Consider the following 18,101-nt stretch of genomic DNA (forward strand, 5'->3'; position numbering starts at 1 on the left):
ACGGTCCTCCACGGCCATTCCGTCCCGGCCCTCGGCCGCGGACGGAATAGCCATCGGGGCCGCCCCGTTGGCGCTGAGGTGACGACGCCCGCTCCCGCCCGCCTCCACCTTCGCGCGCCCGCCCTGACCGGCCGAGGCTGGCTCAACACCGGGGGTGAAGCCCTCGACCTCGCGTCGCTGCGCGGCCGCGTCGTCGTCCTCGACTTCTGGACGTTCTGCTGCGTCAACTGCCTCCACGTCCTCGACGAGCTGCGGCCGCTGGAGGAGAAGTACGCGAGCAGCCTCGTCATCCTCGGGGTGCACTCGCCGAAGTTCGAGCACGAGGCCGACCCCGACGCGCTCGCCGCGGCCGTCGAGCGCTACGCCGTGCACCACCCCGTCCTCGACGACCCCGAGCTCACGACGTGGCAGGCCTACGCCGCTCGCGCATGGCCGACCCTCGTCGTCATCGACCCGGAGGGCTACATCGTCGCGTCGATGTCGGGGGAGGGGCACGCGCACGGCCTCGATGTCCTCGTCGGGGAACTCCTCGAGGAGCACCGCGCGAAGGGGACCCTGCGGGTCGGCGACTCACCGTACGTCCCGCCGCCGCCGGCGGCCAGTGCGCTGCGTTTCCCCGGCAAGCTGGCGGCCCTGAGCGACGGCTCGGTGCTTGTCACCGACACGGCGCACCACGAGGTCGTCCACCTCGAGCGCGACCTCGTCACGGAGCGGGCGCGCTGGGGTGGCGCGGCGACCTTCAACGAACCGCAGGGACTGCTCGTGCTGCCACCGGACGTCGCGGCACGCACCGGCGTCGACGTCCTCGTCGCCGACGCGGTCGGCCACCGGGTCCGAGGGATCTCCCTGGCGACGGGCGAGGTCGTGACCGTCGCGGGCACGGGCCGGCAGTTGCGGGAGCGCAGCGGCGGCGGGGCCGCGCTCGCGCAGGATCTCTCGACGCCGTGGGACCTCGCGTGGTGGGACGGCCGGGTCGTCATCGCCATGGCGGGCACACACCAGCTGTGGTGGCTCGAACTCGGCGACACCCCGGACGACGGGCGCGTGGGCGTCCTCGCGGGCACGTCGGCCGAAGGGATCCGGGACGGTGCCGGCGAGCAGGCGTGGTTCGCGCAGCCGTCGGGCCTCGCCGTGTCCGCGGACGGCGAGACGCTGTGGGTGGCGGACTCCGAGACGTCGGCGCTGCGGGCCGTGCGGCGCGCGGACGGTGCGAGCGACACTGCCGATGCCGGCGTCACGGTGGAGACTGCCGTCGGCACGGGACTCTTCGACTTCGGGCACCGTGACGGCGCCGCGGACCAGGCGCTCCTGCAGCACCCGCTCGGCGTGACCGTCCTGCCCGACGGGTCCGTCGCCGTCAGCGACACCTACAACGGCGCCGTCCGACGCTACGATCCCGCGACGCGTGAGGTGAGCACGCTGGCGACCGACCTCGCCGAGCCCTCCGACGCGCTCGTGGACACGACCGGGGGCGGGGCCCCCGCCCTCATCGTCGTCGAGTCGGCGGCTCACACCCTCACGCGAATCCCGTTGCCGGAGAAGGCGACCCGCGTCGACGGGGCGGCCCACCGGACACAGCGACCGGCGACGGAGATCGCGCCGGGCGCGGTCACGCTCGAGGTCACCTTCGTACCCCCGACCGGGCAGAAGCTCGACGACCGGTGGGGCGACCCGACGCAGCTGACGGTCTCCGCGACACCCGAGGCGCTGTTGCGCGAAGGTGCAGGCAAGGAGCGGGGCCTCACCCGGCGTCTCGTGCTCGACCCCGCCGTCGGCGACGGCGTCCTCCACGTCTCGGTGCAGGCGGCCGCGTGCGACGGTGATCCGGAGACCGGCGAGGTCCCCGAGCACGCCGCCTGCCACCTCTACCAACAGGACTGGGGCCTTCCCGTCGTGCTCACCCCGGGCGCGACCGACGTCCTGGCGCTCCACCTTCGCGGCGCCTGACGAGCCCTCGTCGGCCCAGTCGCCGATCCCACCCTGCTCCACCCGGCCCGTCGAGTTTTGGATATCAGCGGTCCCAATTTCGGCGAAAATCGGCCGATCTGGCCGTGGAAGGGACATCTGATGTCCAAAACTCGGGGGAGGGGGCGTGCGGGGCGCGGAGGCCGGATGCCGCGTCAGCGGGTCGTGAGTCGCTAGGGTCGACGATCGAGAGCCGCTCACCGGAGTGGCACCACGAAGGAGGACACCATGGGCCTCGGCCTCGGCATCACCCTCATCGTCGTCGGCGCGATCCTCGGTTTCACCGACATCGTCGACAACGCCCTGGACACCAACCTCGACACCATCGGCTGGATCCTGCTCATCGCCGGGATCCTCTCGATCGTCGTCGGCCTCATCATGAACGGCCAGCGCTCGCGCAGCCAGCACACCGAGGTCATCGAGCGTCGCGGGGACGTCCCGCCGCGCGACTACTGAGTCGCTCGCTCCAGGCTGCACGACGAAGGCGCCCGCTCCCCTCAGGGGGCGGGCGCCTTCGCGCGGTGTCAGGCCGATCGGCCCGGCCTCAGAAGGCCGACTCGGGGATCTCCATGAGGGCGTTGTCCGTGGCCTCGGCGATGGCCCGCTCGGCCTTGAGCTTCGGGAGGACGTTGGCGGCGTAGAAGGTCGCGGCCGCCACCTTGCCCGTGTAGAAGTCGAGGTCCTTGCCGCTGGCGCCGTCCGCGATCGCCCGCTGGGCGACCTCGGCCTGACGGACGAGGAGCCAGCCGACGATGAGGTCGCCCGCGGCGAGCAGGAGGCGCGAGGTGTTCTGGCCGACCTTGTAGAGGTTGGTGACGTCGCCACCCTCCTGACGCGGGTCCGACTTCATCAGCTCGCCGACCATCGCACCGAGGGTGCCCTGGACGTCGTCGAGGGCCGCGCCGAGCAGCTCGCGCGAGCGGTCGAGCGGGGTGCCGTCGAGCCCCTTCGCGGTCTCCTGGATCTGGGCGGCGACGACGTTGAGCGCCTGCGCCTTGTCCCGGATGATCTTGCGGAAGAAGAAGTCGAGGCCCTGGATCGCCGTGGTGCCCTCGTAGAGGGTGTCGATCTTGGCGTCGCGGACGTACTGCTCGATCGGGTAGTCCTGCAGGAAGCCCGAGCCGCCGAAGGTCTGCAGCGACTCCGTGCCGAGCAGCACCCAGGCGCGCTCCGAGCCGAGGCCCTTGACGATGGGGAGCAGCAGGTCGTTGATCCGGTTGGCCATGTCGGCCTCGGAGCTCGGCTCGAGCGCGACCGAGGGGTCGCCGCCCTGGGCCTGGTGCACGACGTCCTGCTGGACGGTCGTGTAGGCGACGAGGGCGCGCAGCCCCTCCGCGTAGGACTTCTGCAGCATGAGCGAGCGGCGCACGTCGGGGTGGTGCGTGATCGTCACCCGCGGCGCGGCCTTGTCGGTCTGCTGGGTGAGGTCGGCGCCCTGGACGCGCTCCTTGGCGTACTCGAGCGCGTTGAGGTAGCCGGTCGAGAGCGTGGCGATCGCCTTCGTGCCGACGAACATGCGCGCGTTCTCGATGACCTTGAACATCTGGGCGATGCCGTCGTGGACGTCCCCGAGCAGCGTGCCGACCGCCGGGGCGCCGTCGCCGAAGGTGACCTCGCACGTCGTGGAGACCTTGAGGCCCATCTTGTGCTCGACGTTGGTGACGTTGACGCCGTTGCGCTCGCCGAGCTCACCGGTCTCGAGGTCGACGTGGAACTTCGGGACGATGAAGAGGCTGAGCCCCTTCGTGCCGGGGCCGGCGCCCTCGGGGCGGGCGAGGACGAAGTGGACCACGTTGTCGGTCATGTCGGACTCGGCCGACGTGATGAAGCGCTTGACGCCGGTGATGTTCCACGTGCCGTCGCCGTTGTCGGTGGCCTTCGTGCGGCCGGCGCCGACGTCGGAGCCGGCGTCGGGCTCGGTCAGCACCATCGTCGTGTGCCACGCGCCGTCGACGATGTGCTTGGCCATCTTCTTCTGGTCGTCCGTGCCGAGGTGGAAGAGCAGGTTCGCGAAGGAGTACGTCGCCGCGAACATGTGCACGGCCGGGTTCGCGCCGCAGATCATCTCGGCGATCATCCAGCGCAGCGACGGCGGGACGACCATGCCGCCGAGCTCGGCGGGGACGTCGAGGTTGCCCCACTCGCCGTCGACGTAGGCCTTGTAGGACTTCTTGAAGGACTCCGGCATCGTCACGGAGTAGGTGGCCGGGTCGTAGACCGGCGGGTTGCGGTCCGAGTCGAGCAGGCTCTCGGCGAGCTCGTTCTCGGAGAGGCGGGCGATCTCGGCGAGGATGTCCTTGGCCGCGTCGACGTCGACGTCCTCGTAGATGCCCGTGCCCAGGATCTGGTCGCGACCGAAGACCTCGAAGAGGTTGAACTCGATGTCGCGCAGGTTGCTCTTGTAGTGACCCATCGTGGTCCTCGCCGTGTGTCGGGGAGTAAGCGATCGCTTACCTTCTACAAGAATAGTGATACCACCGGTACCGGTTGAGCAAGTCAGCGACCTCGCAGGGGTAGCCGGAGCTTGCGTCCGGCGGCCTTGAGGCCCCCTTCGGGTGGGCGCGGCGGCGCCGTCTGCTGGCGGTGCCACTGCAGGGCCGCGTCGAGGTGACTGCGCATCTGGCGGGGGCGCGGCGGGGTGTGGTCCTCGCCGAAGTCGTCCATCGTCACCTGGACCATCGGGTTGCCGTCGCCCGTCGTCGGGTCGACCCCCAGGCTGGTCAGGAAGGGCTCCATGTGGGCGTCGATGTGGTCGGTGTCCTGGACGTTCTGCGAGTAGTGGATCCACGCCGGGGTCTGCCCGCGGTAGAGGTGCGTGAGATCGACGCGGGTGCGGAAGTGCTCCTCGACGTCGTCGTAGTCGGTGTAGGAGGGGAAGCACGCCTTGCGGAACATCTTGATCGGCATGGGTAGGTAGGAGCCGATGCGGGTCTGCGGGGAGAAGGGGACCGCCAGCGACCCTGGGATGCGCGCGGCCTGCGCTAGGGCCGCGAACCCGCCGCCGCTGCTACCGGTGAGGCAGACGGTCTCGGCCTCGACGAGCTGGGCGACGTGCTGGATCTTCTCCGTGAGGCGGTCGGTGAGGTTGTCGTCCTCGGTGCCGACGTACCAGGCGAGCGGCAATGTCTCGGAGACGTCGAGCGTCGTGTCGGCGATGAAGAGCAGGCTCTCGGGGCGTTCCTGCAGGGTGCGCAGCCACTCGAATCGTGGCAGCGTCACCTGGCGCCGGACGAGGGCGCCGTGGAAGACGACGATGAGGGTGGGGTCCTCGCGTCGGACGAGCAGAGCCTCGATGCCGAGCCGCTCACCCTCGCGGGCGGGCAGCGAATAGTGGGTGCGGACACCGACGTCGGGGATGAGGTCGCGGGTGACGCTGCGGCAGTGGATGAGCTCCGCCTCGTGGCGCTCGTCCCAGTCCTGAGAGGGCATGAGATCGAGCGTAGCCCAGCCCCGTGTGCGTCGAGTGCCGGCAATCTGGTGCCTGAGTGGGCGTCGAGGCGGCAGAACGCCGACTCTCGGCGGGTCCGGTGCTCAGGCCTGATCGCTGAAGCGCTCCACGTCGCGGCGGGTGCCGGAGACGACGAGCGAGTCACCGTAGGCGACGACCGTCTCCGGGGTCGCGTGGGTGAACCCCTTGCCGGCCTGCTTGATGCCGACGACCGTGACGTTGAAGCGCGACCGCACGCGGGACTCGGCGAGCGGTATCCCGACGATGTCCTGCGGCGGATTGGTGCGCACGATGGCGTAACCGTCGTCGAACTCGATGTAGTCGAGCATCCGCCCGCGCACGAGGTGGGCGACCCGCTTGCCCATGTCGTGTTCGGGACGCACGACGTGGTGCACGCCGAGCTGGGTGAGGATGCGGGCGTGCGAGGCGCTGATCGCCTTCGCCCACACGTGCGCGACGCCGAGGCCGATCAGGGTCGAACAGGTGAGGACGCTGGACTCGATGTCCGACCCGATCCCCACGACGGCCCGGTCGAAACTCTCGATCGACAGTTGGCGCAGGGCCTCCTCGTCGGTCGTGTCGGCTTCGACGACGTGCGTGAGACGGCCGGCGAGGGACTGCACGGTCTTGGCGTTGACGTCGATGCCGAGGACCTCGGCGCCGTCCGCCTCCAACTCCAGCGCCAGGGACTTGCCGAAGCGGCCGAGACCGAGGACGGCGATGCCGTCCGCGCGTCCGATGTGCTTAGCCAATGAGGGGCCTGCCTTCCGGGTGGTGGTAGCGGCGCTGACGATCGCGCAGGGCGAGCGCCGAGACCAGGGTGATCGGACCGAGACGGCCCAGGAACATGAGGGCGATGAGGACGAACTGGGCACTCGGCGGCAGCGCGGCCGTGATGCCGACGGACAGTCCGACGGTGGCGAAGGCGGACGTCGCCTCGAAGAGGAGATCCTGGAGGGCGAAGTCGGTGACCTCGATGAGCACGAAGGTCGCCCCCATGACGGCAGCGACGCCGAGGAGGGCGACGGTCGTGGCCTGCCGCTGGGCACGGTCGTCGATCCGCCGGTCGAAGATGGTGACGTCCCGTTCGCCTCGGACCTCGGCGACGATGGCGAAGAGGAGCAGGGCGAAGGTCGTGACCTTGATGCCGCCCGCGGTGCCAGCGGCGCCGCCACCGATGAACATGAGGATGATCGTCCCGAGCAGCGTGCCCTGATCGACCTGTCCGTAGTCCCAGGCGTTGAAGCCGGCCGTGCGCGGCATGACGGAGTGGAAGAACCCGGCGAGCAGCTTGCCGCGACCGTCGAGGCCGCCGATGGTGGCGGGGTTCGCCCACTCGCTGAGGGTCATGAAGACGGTGCCGGCGAGGAGCAGGACGATGGTCACGGCCAGGGTCAGCTTGCTGTGCATGCTCCACTGCCGCGGCGGCACCCGTCGCAGGAGCTCCATGATGACGGGGAAGCCGAGGCCGCCGAGGATGACGGCGAGCGCGATGGGCAGGCAGATCCACGGGTCGTCGACGAACCCCATGAGGTTGTCGCTGAAGAGGGCGAAGCCGGCGTTGTTGAAGGCCGAGATCGAGTGGAAGACGCCGAGTTGCAGGGACCGGCCCAGACTCTCGCCGTAACCGAGCCACCACCGGGCCGCGAGGGCCAGCGCCACGAGCGTCTCGACGACGAGCGTGATCCGAGCGACGCCGAGGAGGATGCCGCGCAGGTCCCCGAGCCCGACGCTCTTGGTCTCGGCGGCCGCGGTGAGTCGCGTGCGCAGGCCCATCCGACGACTGATCAGCAGGCCGAGGAGGGAGGCCATCGTCATGATGCCGAAGCCGCCCGCCTGGATCAGCCCGAGGATGACGACCTGCCCGAAGCCCGTCCAGTACGTCGGCGTGTCCACCGTGACGAGCCCCGTGACGCAGACGGCGCTCGTGGCGGTGAAGAGGGCGGTGACGAAGGGGGCCGCGCCGTCACCCGTGCGCGCGGCCGGCAGCATGAGCAGGAGAGTTCCGATGAGGAGCACGACGGCGAAGGCGGCCACCGACGCCTGAGCCGGGTGGCGGAAGACGCGGATGCGTCGGGGGGGGGGGGGGGGGGGGGGGGGGGGGGGGCGCGCACGTCGTGGAGTCATGAGCCCCCGGTCTCCGGGGTGCAGCGTGTCCGGCACGTCGGAAGCATGGCACACGGCGGACGCGCGTCCCGTTTCGCACCGAGACGGTGGAGTCGGACCTCCCCTTGGAGCCGATGACGGGACCCGTCGTCCGGGCGCGAGCTCGTTCCTCGCTCGCGCCCGGACTCCTCCCGATTCCCACAGCGTTGACAAACAGGTGAGGTCCCCCAGCGGAAAAGCTGCTGGGGGACCTCACCTGTTGGAGCCGATGACGGGAATCGAACCCGCGTGTCCAGCTTGGGAAGCTGGCGCTCTACCATTGAGCTACATCGGCGCGGCGCCCCCGGAACTGCTCGGGAGGCGCGCGGCTCAGCAGTCTAGCCCACGTTCGGCAGGTCCTGACTGACCCCCTTCGCGCCCCGTCACACGGCCCGGGCCCGGCCCCGGTAGGTTGGGCCCGTGCTCCTCTCCGACCGCGACATCAAGGCAGAGATCGACGCCGGCCGCGTGGCCCTCGACCCGTGGGATCCGTCGATGATCCAGCCGTCGAGCGTCGACGTGCGCCTCGACAAGTACTTCCGGCTCTTCGACAACCACAAGTACCCGGTCATCGACCCGAGCCAGGACCAGCCGGACCTGACCCGTCTCGTCGAGGTCGACCCGAGCGAGGGTTTCGTGCTGCACCCGGGTGAGTTCGTCCTCGGTTCGACGCTCGAGACCGTGACGCTCCCCGACGACCTCGCGGCGCGCGTGGAGGGCAAGTCGAGCCTCGGCCGTCTGGGGCTGCTGACCCACGCGACCGCCGGCTTCGTCGACCCCGGCTTCTCGGGGCACGTCACGCTCGAGCTGAGCAACGTGGCGACGCTGCCGATCATGCTGTGGCCCGGCATGAAGATTGGGCAGTTCTGCTTCATGCGCCTGACCTCCCCGGCCGAGAACCCCTACGGCAGCGACGCCTACGGCTCGCACTACCAGGGCCAGCGCGGGCCGACGGCCAGCCGCTCCTTCGCGAAGTTCCACCGCGCCGAGCTCTGAGCACGGCCCCTCCGGGGACCGTCGGCACCGTCGGTTAGGTTGTGTCAGCCCCCTCACCGGAAGGCGGACGATGATCCGTTTCGAAGGCGTCACGAAGAAGTACCCCGATGGCACGGTCGCCGTCGAGGACCTGGACCTTGAGGCTGCGGACGGGGAGATCACCGTCCTCGTCGGCCCCTCGGGCTGCGGCAAGACGACGTCCCTGCGGATGATCAACCGGATGATCGAGCCCACGTCGGGCCGGATCACCATCGACGGCGTCGACGTCCAGGACCAGGACGCGGCCCAGTTGCGGCGGGGCATCGGCTACGTCATCCAGCACGGCGGCCTCTTCCCGCACCACACGATCGAGCGAAACATCGCGGCGGTGCCGCTGCTCCTCGGGACGGACAAGCGCGCCGCCCGAGCCCGCGCCCACGAGCTGCTCGAGCTGGTGGGCCTGTCGCCCGACGTCGCGCGCCGCTACCCCTCGCAACTCTCCGGCGGTCAGCAGCAGCGCGTGGGCGTGGCTCGGGCGCTCGCCGCGGATCCGCCGATCATGCTCATGGACGAACCCTTCTCCGCCGTCGACCCCGTCGTGCGGGAGCAACTGCAGGAGGAGTTCCGCCGCCTGCAGGCCGAGCTCGGCAAGACCATCGTCTTCGTCACCCACGACATCGACGAGGCCATCAAGCTCGGCGACCGCATCGCCGTCCTGCGCGTCGGCGGCCGCCTCGCCCAGTTCGCCACGCCCGCCGAGCTGCTCGCGCACCCCGCGGACGCCTTCGTCGCGGACTTCGTCGGCAAGGACCGCGGCTACCGCACGCTCGGGTTCGCGCACGCCGAGGTGCCCGCGGCGAGCGAACCCACCGTGACCCTCGGCGCCTCCCCCGACGAGGTCCGAGCCGCGGCCACGGACGTCCTCGTCCTCGTCGTCGACGGCGAAGGTCGCCCCCTCGGGTGGGTCGACGCCCAGCGGCTGACCGGGCCGGTCACCGAGGACGACCTGCGGCTCGGTGGCACCCTCGCCACGCGCGGCGGCAGCCTGCGCGCCGCCCTCGATGCGGCACTGTCGTCGCCGAGCCGACGCGGCGTCATCGTCGACGACGCGGGCGTCCTCGTGGGCACGGTCCGTGCGGGCGACGTCGTCGCCGCCATCGAGGCCGCCTGATGTCGTGGGTGCTCGACCATGCGGGTGACATCGCCCGGCTCGCGGCCGACCACGTGCTCTATGCGGGGCTGCCGCTCATCCTCGGCCTGCTCCTCGCCCTGCCCTTGGGCTGGCTCGCCCACCGTTGGACGCTCGGTCGCGGGCTCATCCTCAGCGCGGCCGGCCTGCTCTACACGATCCCCAGCCTCGCCCTCTTCATCCTCATGCCGCTCGTGCTCGGCACGCAGATCCTCGACCCGCTCAACGTCATCGCCGCGATGACGCTCTATACCGTCGCGCTGCTCGTGCGGACGGTCGTGGACGGGCTCGGGAGCGTCCCGGACAGCGTCGAGCAGGCCGCGACGGCGGTGGGTTACACGCCGCTGCGTCGTGTGCTCGGGGTCGAGCTCCCGCTCGCCGTGCCCGTCATCGCCGCCGGACTGCGCGTGGCCGCGGTGAGCAACGTGAGCATCGTCAGCGTGGCATCGCTCATCGGGGTCGGCCAGCTCGGCGATCTGCTGACGGACGGCTTCAACCGCGACATCGGCGCCGAGTTGGCGGCCGGGATCGTCGCCTGCGTCCTCCTCGCCCTTGTCTTCGACCTCGCCATCCAAGGTCTGGCGCGGGTCGCGACGCCGTGGCGGCGGGCCGAGACCGCCGGACTGCGGGGTGCCGCGTGATCGCCCGGATCCTCGACTGGCTGACGGCGCCCGAGAGCTGGTCCGGTCCCGACGGCCTGGCCGCCCGACTCGGCGAACACCTGCTCTACAGCGCCATCGTCGTCGCGCTGGCGGCCCTGATCGCCATCCCGCTCGGGCTGTGGGTGGGGCACTCGGGTCGGGGGCGCTGGCTCGTCTCCCTGGCGAACTCGCTGCGCGCCGTCCCGACCCTGGGTCTCCTCTTCGCGCTCACCCTGTGGCTGGCCCCGCACCTCGGGTCCGACCTGGCCTTCACGCTGCCGAGCCTCGTCGTCCTCGTCATCCTCGCCGTCCCGCCGATCCTCTCCGGCGCCTACGCCGGCGTCGAGGCCGTCGACCCCGCGGCCCTCGACGCCGCCCGCGGGATGGGCATGCGACCGCCCGCCGTCCTGCGGACGGTCGAGCTGCCGATCGCCCTGCCACTCCTCTTCTCGGGACTCCGGTCGGCCGCGCTCCAGGTCATCGCCACGGCGACCGTCGCGGCCTACGTCGGTCTCGGCGGGTTGGGCCGCTTCCTCATCGACGGCCTCGCCGCGGGGGACTACGCCGTCACTGCCGGAGGCGCCCTCGTCGTCGCCCTGCTCGCCCTCGCCGTCGACCAGGTGCTCGGTCTCGTCGAGAGGACCGTCGTCTCGCCCGGGCTGCGCACCCGTCACTCCGGCCTCCTGCGGTTCCGCCGCGCCACCACCTCCTGATTCCCCACCGGACACCCCTCACCGAAGGACATCTCATGCGACGCACTCGCTTCACCATCGCTCTCGCCGGCCTCGCCGCGCTCGGTCTCACGGCGTGCGGAGGTGGCGGCACCGACCCCCTCGCGACGGACTCCGACACCTCGAGCGCGGCCTCGGGCGGTGCCGCGGGTGGGGGCCTGGTCGTCGGGTCGGCGGACTTCCCCGAGTCGGAGTTGCTCGCCGAGATCTACGCCGGTGCGCTGAACGCCAAGGGCATCAACGCGACGACGAAGCCCAACATCGGCGCCCGCGAGATCTACCTCAAGGCGCTCGAGGACGGCTCGATCGACCTCGTCCCCGAGTACACCGGCGCGCTCGCGCTGTACTACGACAAGGCCTTCGACAAGACCGACCCGGAGGAGGTCTACACGGAGCTCGAGGGCGTGCTCCCGGACGATCTGACGGTCCTGGAGAAGTCGGCCGCCGAGGACAATGACTCCCTCGTCATCACCAAGGAGAAGGCGGCCGAACTCGGTGGCGCCAGCACCATCGAGGACCTGGCGCAGGCGGAGGATCTCACCCTCGGTGCCCCGGCCGAGTTCAAGACCAGGGCGCAGGGGATCGTCGGCCTCAAGGAGACCTACGGCTTCGAGCCCACCTTCAAGGCACTCAAGGGGCAGCAGCTCGTCCAGTTCCTCAAGAACGGGCAGGTCGACGTCGCCAACATCTTCAGCACCGACCCCGCCATCCTCGAGAACGACTTCGTCGCGCTCGAGGACACCAAGAAGCTCTTCGGCTCGCAGAACGTCGTCCCCCTCGTCACGAAGGAGGCCGCGACGGAGGACGTCACCGCCGCCCTCGACGCCGTCTCGGCCGAGCTGACGACGGAGGAGCTCACCGCCCTGCTGGCGGAGGTCACCGTCGAGAAGAAGGACGCGGCGGACGTCGCGGCGTCCTTCCTCGCCGAGGCCGGCCTGAGCTGAGCCGCGCGCCACGGCGGAACGTCGTGCGGGGACGGGGCGTTGGACCACACATGGATGCTCTGACCTGTCCCAAGTGCCAGTCCCCGATGCGCACCTACGAGCGCAACCGCGTGCACGTCGACCAGTGCACGGGCTGCGGGGGCCTCTTCCTCGACCGTGGTGAACTCGAGGCCCTGGGGGCCGCCGAGTCCGCCTACTACGCGCCGGCCCCCGCGTCACCGGCAGCGCCCGCGCCGCCGCAGACCGCGCAGCAGCCCTACGATCGCCGCAACGTCGGCCAGGGAGCTGCGGGCCCGCGCTACGCCGCGTCACCGCGCTACGGCTACGACCCCTCGGGACGGCCGCGGAAGAAGAAGTCCTTCATGTCGGAGTTCCTCGACTTCTGAGCACCCGGAGCACATGACGAAGGGGATGGGCCGCCGGCCCATCCCCTTAGTCATGTCCGTGCTCGGCCGGCCGAACCGGCTACTTGACCGACCCGCTCATCAAGCCGCCGATGAAGTAGCGGCCAAGCAGGATGTAGACGAGCAGCGTCGGGAGCGAGGCGACGAGCACGCCCGCCATGATCGACGGGTAGTCAGGGTTCTGACCGCCAGCGAGCTCGTTGAGCGCGTAGGTGACCGGCCCCGTGTTGCGGTTCGTCAGGAAGAGCGCGAAGAGGAAGTCGTTCCACGCCGAGGTGAACTGCCAGATCATCGTCACGACGAAGGCCGGCGCCGACACGGGCAGCACGATGGAGCGGAAGGTGCGCAGCATCCCCGCCCCGTCGATCTTGGCGGCCTCGAGGATCTCCGTCGGAACGGCGGTGGCGTAGTAGTTGCGGAAGATCAGCGTGCAGATCGGGATGCCGAAGATGGTGTGGACGGCGATGAGCTTCCAGATGCCGTCGAACCAGTCCATCCCCGGCTGCTGCTGGAGCTGGATGAGCATGCCCTGCAGCGGGATCATCACGGCCTGGTAGGGGATGAACATCCCGAAGAGGAACAACGTGAAGACCGTCGTCGCGAAGGGGAACTGCCATTTCGCGAAGACGAAACCGTTGAGCGAGCCGAGGATCGACGAGAGCGCGGCGGCGATCGTCGCCATGATCAGCGAGCGGCCGAGCGGCGGTGCGAGGACGTCGATCGCCGAACGCCACCCGTCGGTCGTCAGGCTCGTGGGGAGGACCCACGCCTTGTCCGCCGTGACGTCCGCGCTGTCCTTGAAGCTCGTGACGAGCAGGACGTAGAGCGGGATGAGCACGAACATCGCGAAGATGATCAGGAGCGCGTAGCGGACCGTGCGGCTCAGCACGCTGCCGCCGGTGCCGGGGGCCTTGCCCGTGTCGACCCGCGGGGGGAGGACGTTGTCCGTGGTGGGTGCTGCCGCGGTCATCAGCGGTTCTCCTTCTCGGACTTGTTCGTGTAGATCAGGTAGGGCACGACGACGATGGCGACGAGGAAGAGCAGGATCGTCGCGTTGACCGCCGCGGCCGTCGGGTTGCTCTGGGCGAACATCTGCGTCCACATGAGCGTCGCCGGCACGGAGGCGGCGTAGGAGTTCTGTCCAGCGATGGCGTAGATGAGGTCGAACATCTTCATCGACATGTGGCCGATGATGATGAGCGCCGACAGCGCGATCGGGGAGAGCTGCGGGAAGAGGACGTGCTTGTAGATCTGCCACTCGCTCGCCCCGTCGATCCGGGCCGCCTCGCGCTGGTCGTCGGAGATGCCGCGGAAGCCGGCGAGGAAGAGGGCCATCACGTAGCCGGACAGCTGCCAGATCGCGGGCAGTGCCATCGCGGCCATGGAGAACTTGCCGCCGGACTGCCACCACCCGTTCTGGAGGCTGTCGAGGCCGACGATCTGCAGGAGCTGGTTGAGGCCGACGGCCTGCTCGCCCGTCCCGGGGCTGAGCAGCCAGCGCCAGACGACGCCAGCCGCGATGAAGGAGATCGCCATGGGGAGCAGGTAGAGGCTGCGGAAGAAGCCCTCGCCCTTGACCCCCTTCTCGAGGAGGACGGCCCAGAGGAGGCCGAAGAACATGGTGCCGGCGAGGAAGACGACGGTGAGCACGAGGAGGTTCCACAACGCGTGCTGGTAGTCGGCGCTGCCGAGCATGTCGGTGTAGTTCGCGATGCCGCCGGGGTTGAGTTCACGCTTGGTGGCTCGGGTGACGGTCCGGTCCAACGAGGTGTCGATGTTCCGGAAGATGAGCCCGTAGACGAAGATCCCGACGAGGATCATCGACGGCAGCACCAGCAGGAAGCCGGGCAGCCAGTCCTTGGCCTTCTTCATGAGGGGTCCGATCTGAGGTGCGGGGTGGGACGTGCGCGGGGTGCGGGCGGACCGTCGCCGGCCCGCCCGCACCCTATGTGCTGGATCAGCCGAGGTTCTTCTCGGCCGCAGCGGTGAGGTCGGAGACCAGAGCCGCGTCGTCCTTGCTGCCGTAGAACTTCGAGATCGCCGTGGAGATGTCGGTGTTCCAGGCGAGGCTCACGGCCGCACCGTGAGCGATCGAGGACACGATGTCATCCGAGGTGAACGACTTCATCGCCGACTGCTGGTACGGCGGGAAGTCGTCGGCCGGGACGTCCGAGCGGGCCGGGATGGAGCCCTTGGCGAGGTTGAACGCCTTCTGACCCTCGGCGGAACCGATGAGGCTCAGCCAGTCCTTGGCGCCACCGGGGTTCTCGGTGCCGGTCGGCAGGGTGAAGGAGTCGGCGAGGAAGTCGAAGACGCCATCCGTTCCCGGGACCGGGAAGTAGGTGTAGTCCGTGCCCTCCTTCTTGCCCTTGTCCGCGAACTGCGCCACGGCCCAGTCGCCCATGACGTTGTAGGCGGCCGAGCCGTCGATGACCATGTCGGTCGCGACCGGCCAGTCGTCACCGTCGGAGGCGGTGTTGGCGTAGGTCAGGAGCTTCTTGTAGTCGGCGGCGGCCGTCTTGACCCCGTCGGAGTCCCACGCGGTGGTGCCGTCGAAGAGGCCGTTGTAGGCGTCGACGCCGAGGTCGGCGAGGAGGACGGTCTCGAAGAGCTGGACCTGGGTCCACGTGCCCGAGACGGACAGCGGCGTCTTGATGCCGTCGGCCTTGAGCTTGTCCATGTCGGCGATCCACGCCTTGATGTCCTTGGGGGCCTCGTTGATGCCGGACTTCTTGAGGACCTCGGCGTTCGCCCACACGACGTTGGCGCGGTGGATGTTGCTCGGGACGGAGTAGATGCTGCCGTCGACGGTCAGTCGGTCGAGGAGGCTCTTCGGGAAGACGTCCTCCCCGCCGAGCGCGTCGATGACGTCGTTGACGGGGTCGATCTGACCGTTGTCGATGTAGTCGAGCAGCTCGGCGCCCGCGTGGCCCTGGAAGGAGCTCGGCGGCTGGTTGTTCTGGAGGTCGGAGGCGAGCTTCGCCTTGGCGTTGGAGCCGGCGCCGCCGGCCACCGCGAGGTTGACGAACGTGTCGTTCGGGTACTTCTCCTTGAAGAGCTCCTCGAGCGCATCGAGGCCCTTCTTCTCGGAGCCTGCGGCCCACCAGGTGAAGACGCCGACGTCGCCACCGGCGCCGCCTTCGGTCGTCTCCATCGCCGACGACGAGGTGTCGCTCGGCGTGTCGCCGGTGGTCGTGGTGTCGCCGCCGCACGCGGCGAGACCCAGTGCGAGGGCACCCGCCATCGCGGTGGTGGTGAAGATCCTCTTGCGCATTGCTTCCTCCTGTGTGGTGCCCGGTGTGGGCGGACCCCGGCGGTGAGCCGCGGCCAGATCGGTGTCGTCGTCCCGGGTGGGTCGACTCAGGTGTTGCCGGGTAGGTCTGTGGGGGTGGATGTTGCGGTGGGAACTGCCGCGGGGCGGCAGCGGATCAGGGTGGCGCCGCCGTCGACGCGGATGCGTCCGGCGGCATGAGGGGTGAGCAGGACGTCGCCGCGGGTCACGCGGTGTGCCGCCTCGCCGTGCTCGGTCGTCACGATGCCGGAGCCCGCGACGCAGACGGCCACGCCGAAGCCGGCTTCGCCCTCGACCGCGCCATCGGCGCTGGCGAGCACCTCGGCACGGAAGAACTCGTCGGCCCGCTCGGACAGCGCCGAGCCGTGGCCGCGCACGTCGACCCAGCGGCGCTGAAGGTCCGCTCGGGCCTCGCCGTCGAGCGTGCGGGTGTCGACGCTCTCGAGCGCACGCTCCACGGGCAGACCGAGGAAGGCGTGTGCCTCCTCGAGCCCGAACCGGGCGTGTTCGAGCATCACCGACAGGTCCGTGGGCTCCTGGATCTCGAGGACGAAAACGCCCCCACCGATGGCGTGCGGCTGACCGGCGGGCACGAGGATGGCGTCGCCCGCCTCGACGCGAAGGGGGTTGAGCGCGGCCAACAAGCCGTCGCCCTGATCGTCGACGAGGGCCGCGAGGGCCTCCTTCGTCAGGTCGTCGCGGAAGCCGAGCCACACCGTCGCGCCGGGCTCGGCGCCCAGCACGATCCACGCCTCGGTCTTGCCGTGGGCGCAGTCGAGGTGGGCCGCGGCGAAGGCGCGATCGGGGTGGGAGTGGACGGGCAGGCGTTCGCCGGCGTCGAGCAGCTTGGTGAGGATGCCCGGCTCCGTGCCGTGCGCGGTGACGTGGTCCGCGCCGAGCCAGCCGCTCGGGTCCTCCTCGAGGGCGTCGGCGAGGGTGCGGCCGTCGGGCAGGGCGCTCAGACCGCCGCCGCCCTCGGCGAAGAGGTGCGTCGTGGAGGCGAGCCAGTCCTCGGGACGGTGGTCGTCGTGGCCGGCGGGGGCGTCGATGCCGCGGAAGGCGAGGATCCGCTCGCCACCGCGGTAGAACCGTCGCGGGGTGTTGATCGCCAGGGCGACGACGTCGGTCGGGGCGCTCATGCCGTCGCCGCCGACGGGGCGACGGCGACCGGGCGCGTGCCGGAGCCGCGCACGATGAGCCGGGTCGGGATGACGACGGTCTCGGGCGGGGAGTCGTCGCCGGCGAGGCGCGCGAAGAGCTGCTGGGTGGCCTTCTGGCCCATGGCGCCCGGGTCCTGGTGGACGACGGTGACGGCGGGCTCGACGAGATCGGCCAACTCGAAATCGTCGTAGCCGACGAGCGACAGCGTCCGTCCGGTGTCGCGCAGGGCGTGGAGGGCGAGGACGGTGATCCGGTTGTTGCCGGTGAGCAGCGCGGTGACCGGCTGCGGCCCGGCAGTCCACTCGCGAAGGAGGTTGGCGATGCCCTCGGTGGTGTGCGGCCCCATCCCGACGCGCGGCTGCCCCGGGAGGCGCAGTGCCTGGTGGGTGGCGGTGAAGGCGTCTCGCCGCTGGCGCGCGGTCCAGAAGCCGAGATTGTCGCCGAGGAACCCCACCCGCTGGTGGCCGTGGGCCACGAGGTGCTCCACCGCGCTGCGGACACCGCCGACGTTGTCGGACAGGACGGTGTCGGTGGCGGGGCCGCGCACGGGGCGGTCGACGTAGACGACGGGCGTCCCGCTGGCGACGGCGCGGGCGTTGGCGGTCGGGGTCTCGCCGGCGGGGACGACGATGACGCCGTCGAGCCGGCGCGCGACGAGAGCGTCGAGCACGGCGCGCTCGCGCGTGGGGGAGCCCTCGGCAGAGGCCGTGATCAGGAGGTGTTGGTGGCGTCGGGCCTCGCGCTCGACGGCCGCGCCGATCTGCGAGTAGAAGGGGTTGGCCAGGTCTTCGACGACGAGCCCGATGGTCGACGTGCGGCCACCGCGCAGGTGGCGGGCGCCGTCGTGGCGCTGGAAGCCGAGCCGCTCGATGACGGCGCGGACGCGGGTGGCTGTCTCCTCGCGGACACCGGCCTCGTCGTTCACGACGCGAGAGACGGTCTTGACCGACACGTGGGCCTCGGCGGCGACATCGACCATGGTGGGCCGCGCGCTGGACCGTCGAGGTGACAACGTTGTCATGCCGCCCACTTCATCAGATGCGCGCCGGGTCGGGCAAGCGCCGCGACCCAAGCGTTACCTGATGGCCGATTCTGGCCGGTCGAGTGCGCCATCGGACAAGGGGACGGACAGGTGTGGGTGGCGCGTGGCAGATCGCGCCGGGCGACGTGTCGGAAGGCGCGATGATCCCCGACGCGGGAACCGTC

Annotated in this window: 17 protein-coding genes and 1 tRNA gene; 8 read left to right on the top strand and 10 right to left on the bottom strand. The window is 70.3% G+C overall.

The features are described 5' to 3' along the window. Nucleotides 1–78 precede the first annotated feature (78 nt). Entirely contained in the window at nt 79–1,947 is a 1,869-nt protein-coding gene (locus ACQBAS_RS00885) for an NHL domain-containing thioredoxin family protein (protein ID WP_427384437.1), read from the top strand. Between the two features lie 246 nt (nt 1,948–2,193). Next, nucleotides 2,194–2,421, top strand: a complete 228-nt coding sequence (locus ACQBAS_RS00890) for a DUF6458 family protein (RefSeq protein ID WP_427384438.1) — start codon at nt 2,194–2,196, stop codon at nt 2,419–2,421. Nucleotides 2,422–2,509: 88 nt separating this feature from the next. Here the strand turns inward: ACQBAS_RS00890 and ACQBAS_RS00895 are convergent, their stop codons facing one another. From ACQBAS_RS00895 to ACQBAS_RS00915, 5 genes are all read right to left on the bottom strand, one after another. After that, nucleotides 2,510–4,378, bottom strand: coding sequence for an acyl-CoA dehydrogenase (locus ACQBAS_RS00895; RefSeq protein WP_427384439.1), 1,869 nt, complete (start codon nt 4,376–4,378; stop codon nt 2,510–2,512). Nucleotides 4,379–4,461: 83 nt separating this feature from the next. Then, nucleotides 4,462–5,394, bottom strand: coding sequence for a hypothetical protein (locus tag ACQBAS_RS00900; RefSeq protein WP_427384440.1), 933 nt, complete (start codon nt 5,392–5,394; stop codon nt 4,462–4,464). Nucleotides 5,395–5,496: 102 nt separating this feature from the next. Further along, nucleotides 5,497–6,165: a potassium channel family protein gene (locus ACQBAS_RS00905; RefSeq protein ID WP_427384441.1), complete on the bottom strand. Its 669-nt coding sequence runs from the start codon at nt 6,163–6,165 to the stop codon at nt 5,497–5,499. Continuing rightward, nucleotides 6,158–7,450, bottom strand: a complete 1,293-nt coding sequence (locus ACQBAS_RS00910; protein WP_427384442.1) for a TrkH family potassium uptake protein — start codon at nt 7,448–7,450, stop codon at nt 6,158–6,160. Before ACQBAS_RS00910 ends, ACQBAS_RS00905 begins: the two co-directional genes overlap by 8 nt. Nucleotides 7,451–7,779: 329 nt before the next feature. Further along, nucleotides 7,780–7,853: transfer RNA gene (locus ACQBAS_RS00915), tRNA-Gly, on the bottom strand. A 125-nt stretch (nt 7,854–7,978) separates the two neighbouring features. Here ACQBAS_RS00915 and dcd point away from each other — a divergent pair. The 6 genes from dcd (at nt 7,979) to ACQBAS_RS00945 (ending at nt 12,424) form a co-directional block, all read left to right on the top strand. Then, entirely contained in the window at nt 7,979–8,554 is a 576-nt protein-coding gene (gene dcd / locus ACQBAS_RS00920; RefSeq protein WP_427384443.1) for a dCTP deaminase, read from the top strand. Between the two features lie 70 nt (nt 8,555–8,624). Continuing rightward, a complete protein-coding gene (locus ACQBAS_RS00925; protein ID WP_427384444.1) occupies nt 8,625–9,704 on the top strand; it encodes an ABC transporter ATP-binding protein in 1,080 nt (359 codons plus the stop codon). Further along, on the top strand, nt 9,704–10,363 hold the full coding sequence (locus ACQBAS_RS00930; protein ID WP_427384445.1) for an ABC transporter permease: 660 nt from the start codon (nt 9,704–9,706) through the stop codon (nt 10,361–10,363). The genes ACQBAS_RS00925 and ACQBAS_RS00930 overlap by 1 nt, the downstream gene beginning before the upstream one ends. After that, nucleotides 10,360–11,076 carry an ABC transporter permease gene (locus ACQBAS_RS00935; RefSeq protein WP_427384446.1) on the top strand — a complete coding sequence of 239 codons (717 nt, stop codon included), beginning with the start codon at nt 10,360–10,362 and terminating at the stop codon, nt 11,074–11,076. The genes ACQBAS_RS00930 and ACQBAS_RS00935 overlap by 4 nt, the downstream gene beginning before the upstream one ends. A gap of 35 nt (nt 11,077–11,111) precedes the next feature. Next, the gene (locus ACQBAS_RS00940; RefSeq protein ID WP_427384447.1) at nt 11,112–12,038 is read left to right on the top strand and encodes an ABC transporter substrate-binding protein; all 927 of its coding nucleotides are present in this window, start codon (nt 11,112–11,114) and stop codon (nt 12,036–12,038) included. Between the two features lie 50 nt (nt 12,039–12,088). Further along, complete coding sequence (locus ACQBAS_RS00945; RefSeq protein WP_427384448.1) at nt 12,089–12,424, top strand: zf-TFIIB domain-containing protein; 336 nt, start codon at nt 12,089–12,091, stop codon at nt 12,422–12,424. Between the two features lie 79 nt (nt 12,425–12,503). On the opposite strand, the gene ACQBAS_RS00950 is transcribed toward ACQBAS_RS00945, so the two are convergent. From ACQBAS_RS00950 to ACQBAS_RS00970, 5 genes are all read right to left on the bottom strand, one after another. Beyond that, a complete protein-coding gene (locus tag ACQBAS_RS00950; protein ID WP_427384450.1) occupies nt 12,504–13,412 on the bottom strand; it encodes a carbohydrate ABC transporter permease in 909 nt (302 codons plus the stop codon). Beyond that, nucleotides 13,412–14,314, bottom strand: a complete 903-nt coding sequence (locus ACQBAS_RS00955) for a carbohydrate ABC transporter permease (protein ID WP_427384451.1) — start codon at nt 14,312–14,314, stop codon at nt 13,412–13,414. The genes ACQBAS_RS00950 and ACQBAS_RS00955 overlap by 1 nt, the downstream gene beginning before the upstream one ends. An 85-nt stretch (nt 14,315–14,399) precedes the next feature. Next, on the bottom strand, nt 14,400–15,716 hold the full coding sequence (locus ACQBAS_RS00960; protein ID WP_427384452.1) for an ABC transporter substrate-binding protein: 1,317 nt from the start codon (nt 15,714–15,716) through the stop codon (nt 14,400–14,402). 86 nt (nt 15,717–15,802) lie between these two features. Next, nucleotides 15,803–16,873: a class I mannose-6-phosphate isomerase gene (locus tag ACQBAS_RS00965; RefSeq protein WP_427384453.1), complete on the bottom strand. Its 1,071-nt coding sequence runs from the start codon at nt 16,871–16,873 to the stop codon at nt 15,803–15,805. Beyond that, on the bottom strand, nt 16,870–17,874 hold the full coding sequence (locus ACQBAS_RS00970) for a LacI family DNA-binding transcriptional regulator (protein WP_427384454.1): 1,005 nt from the start codon (nt 17,872–17,874) through the stop codon (nt 16,870–16,872). The genes ACQBAS_RS00965 and ACQBAS_RS00970 overlap by 4 nt, the downstream gene beginning before the upstream one ends. Nucleotides 17,875–18,101 lie beyond the last annotated feature (227 nt).

Source organism: Janibacter zhaoxuefangae, from assembly GCF_050271985.1.
Classification (GTDB): domain Bacteria; phylum Actinomycetota; class Actinomycetes; order Actinomycetales; family Dermatophilaceae.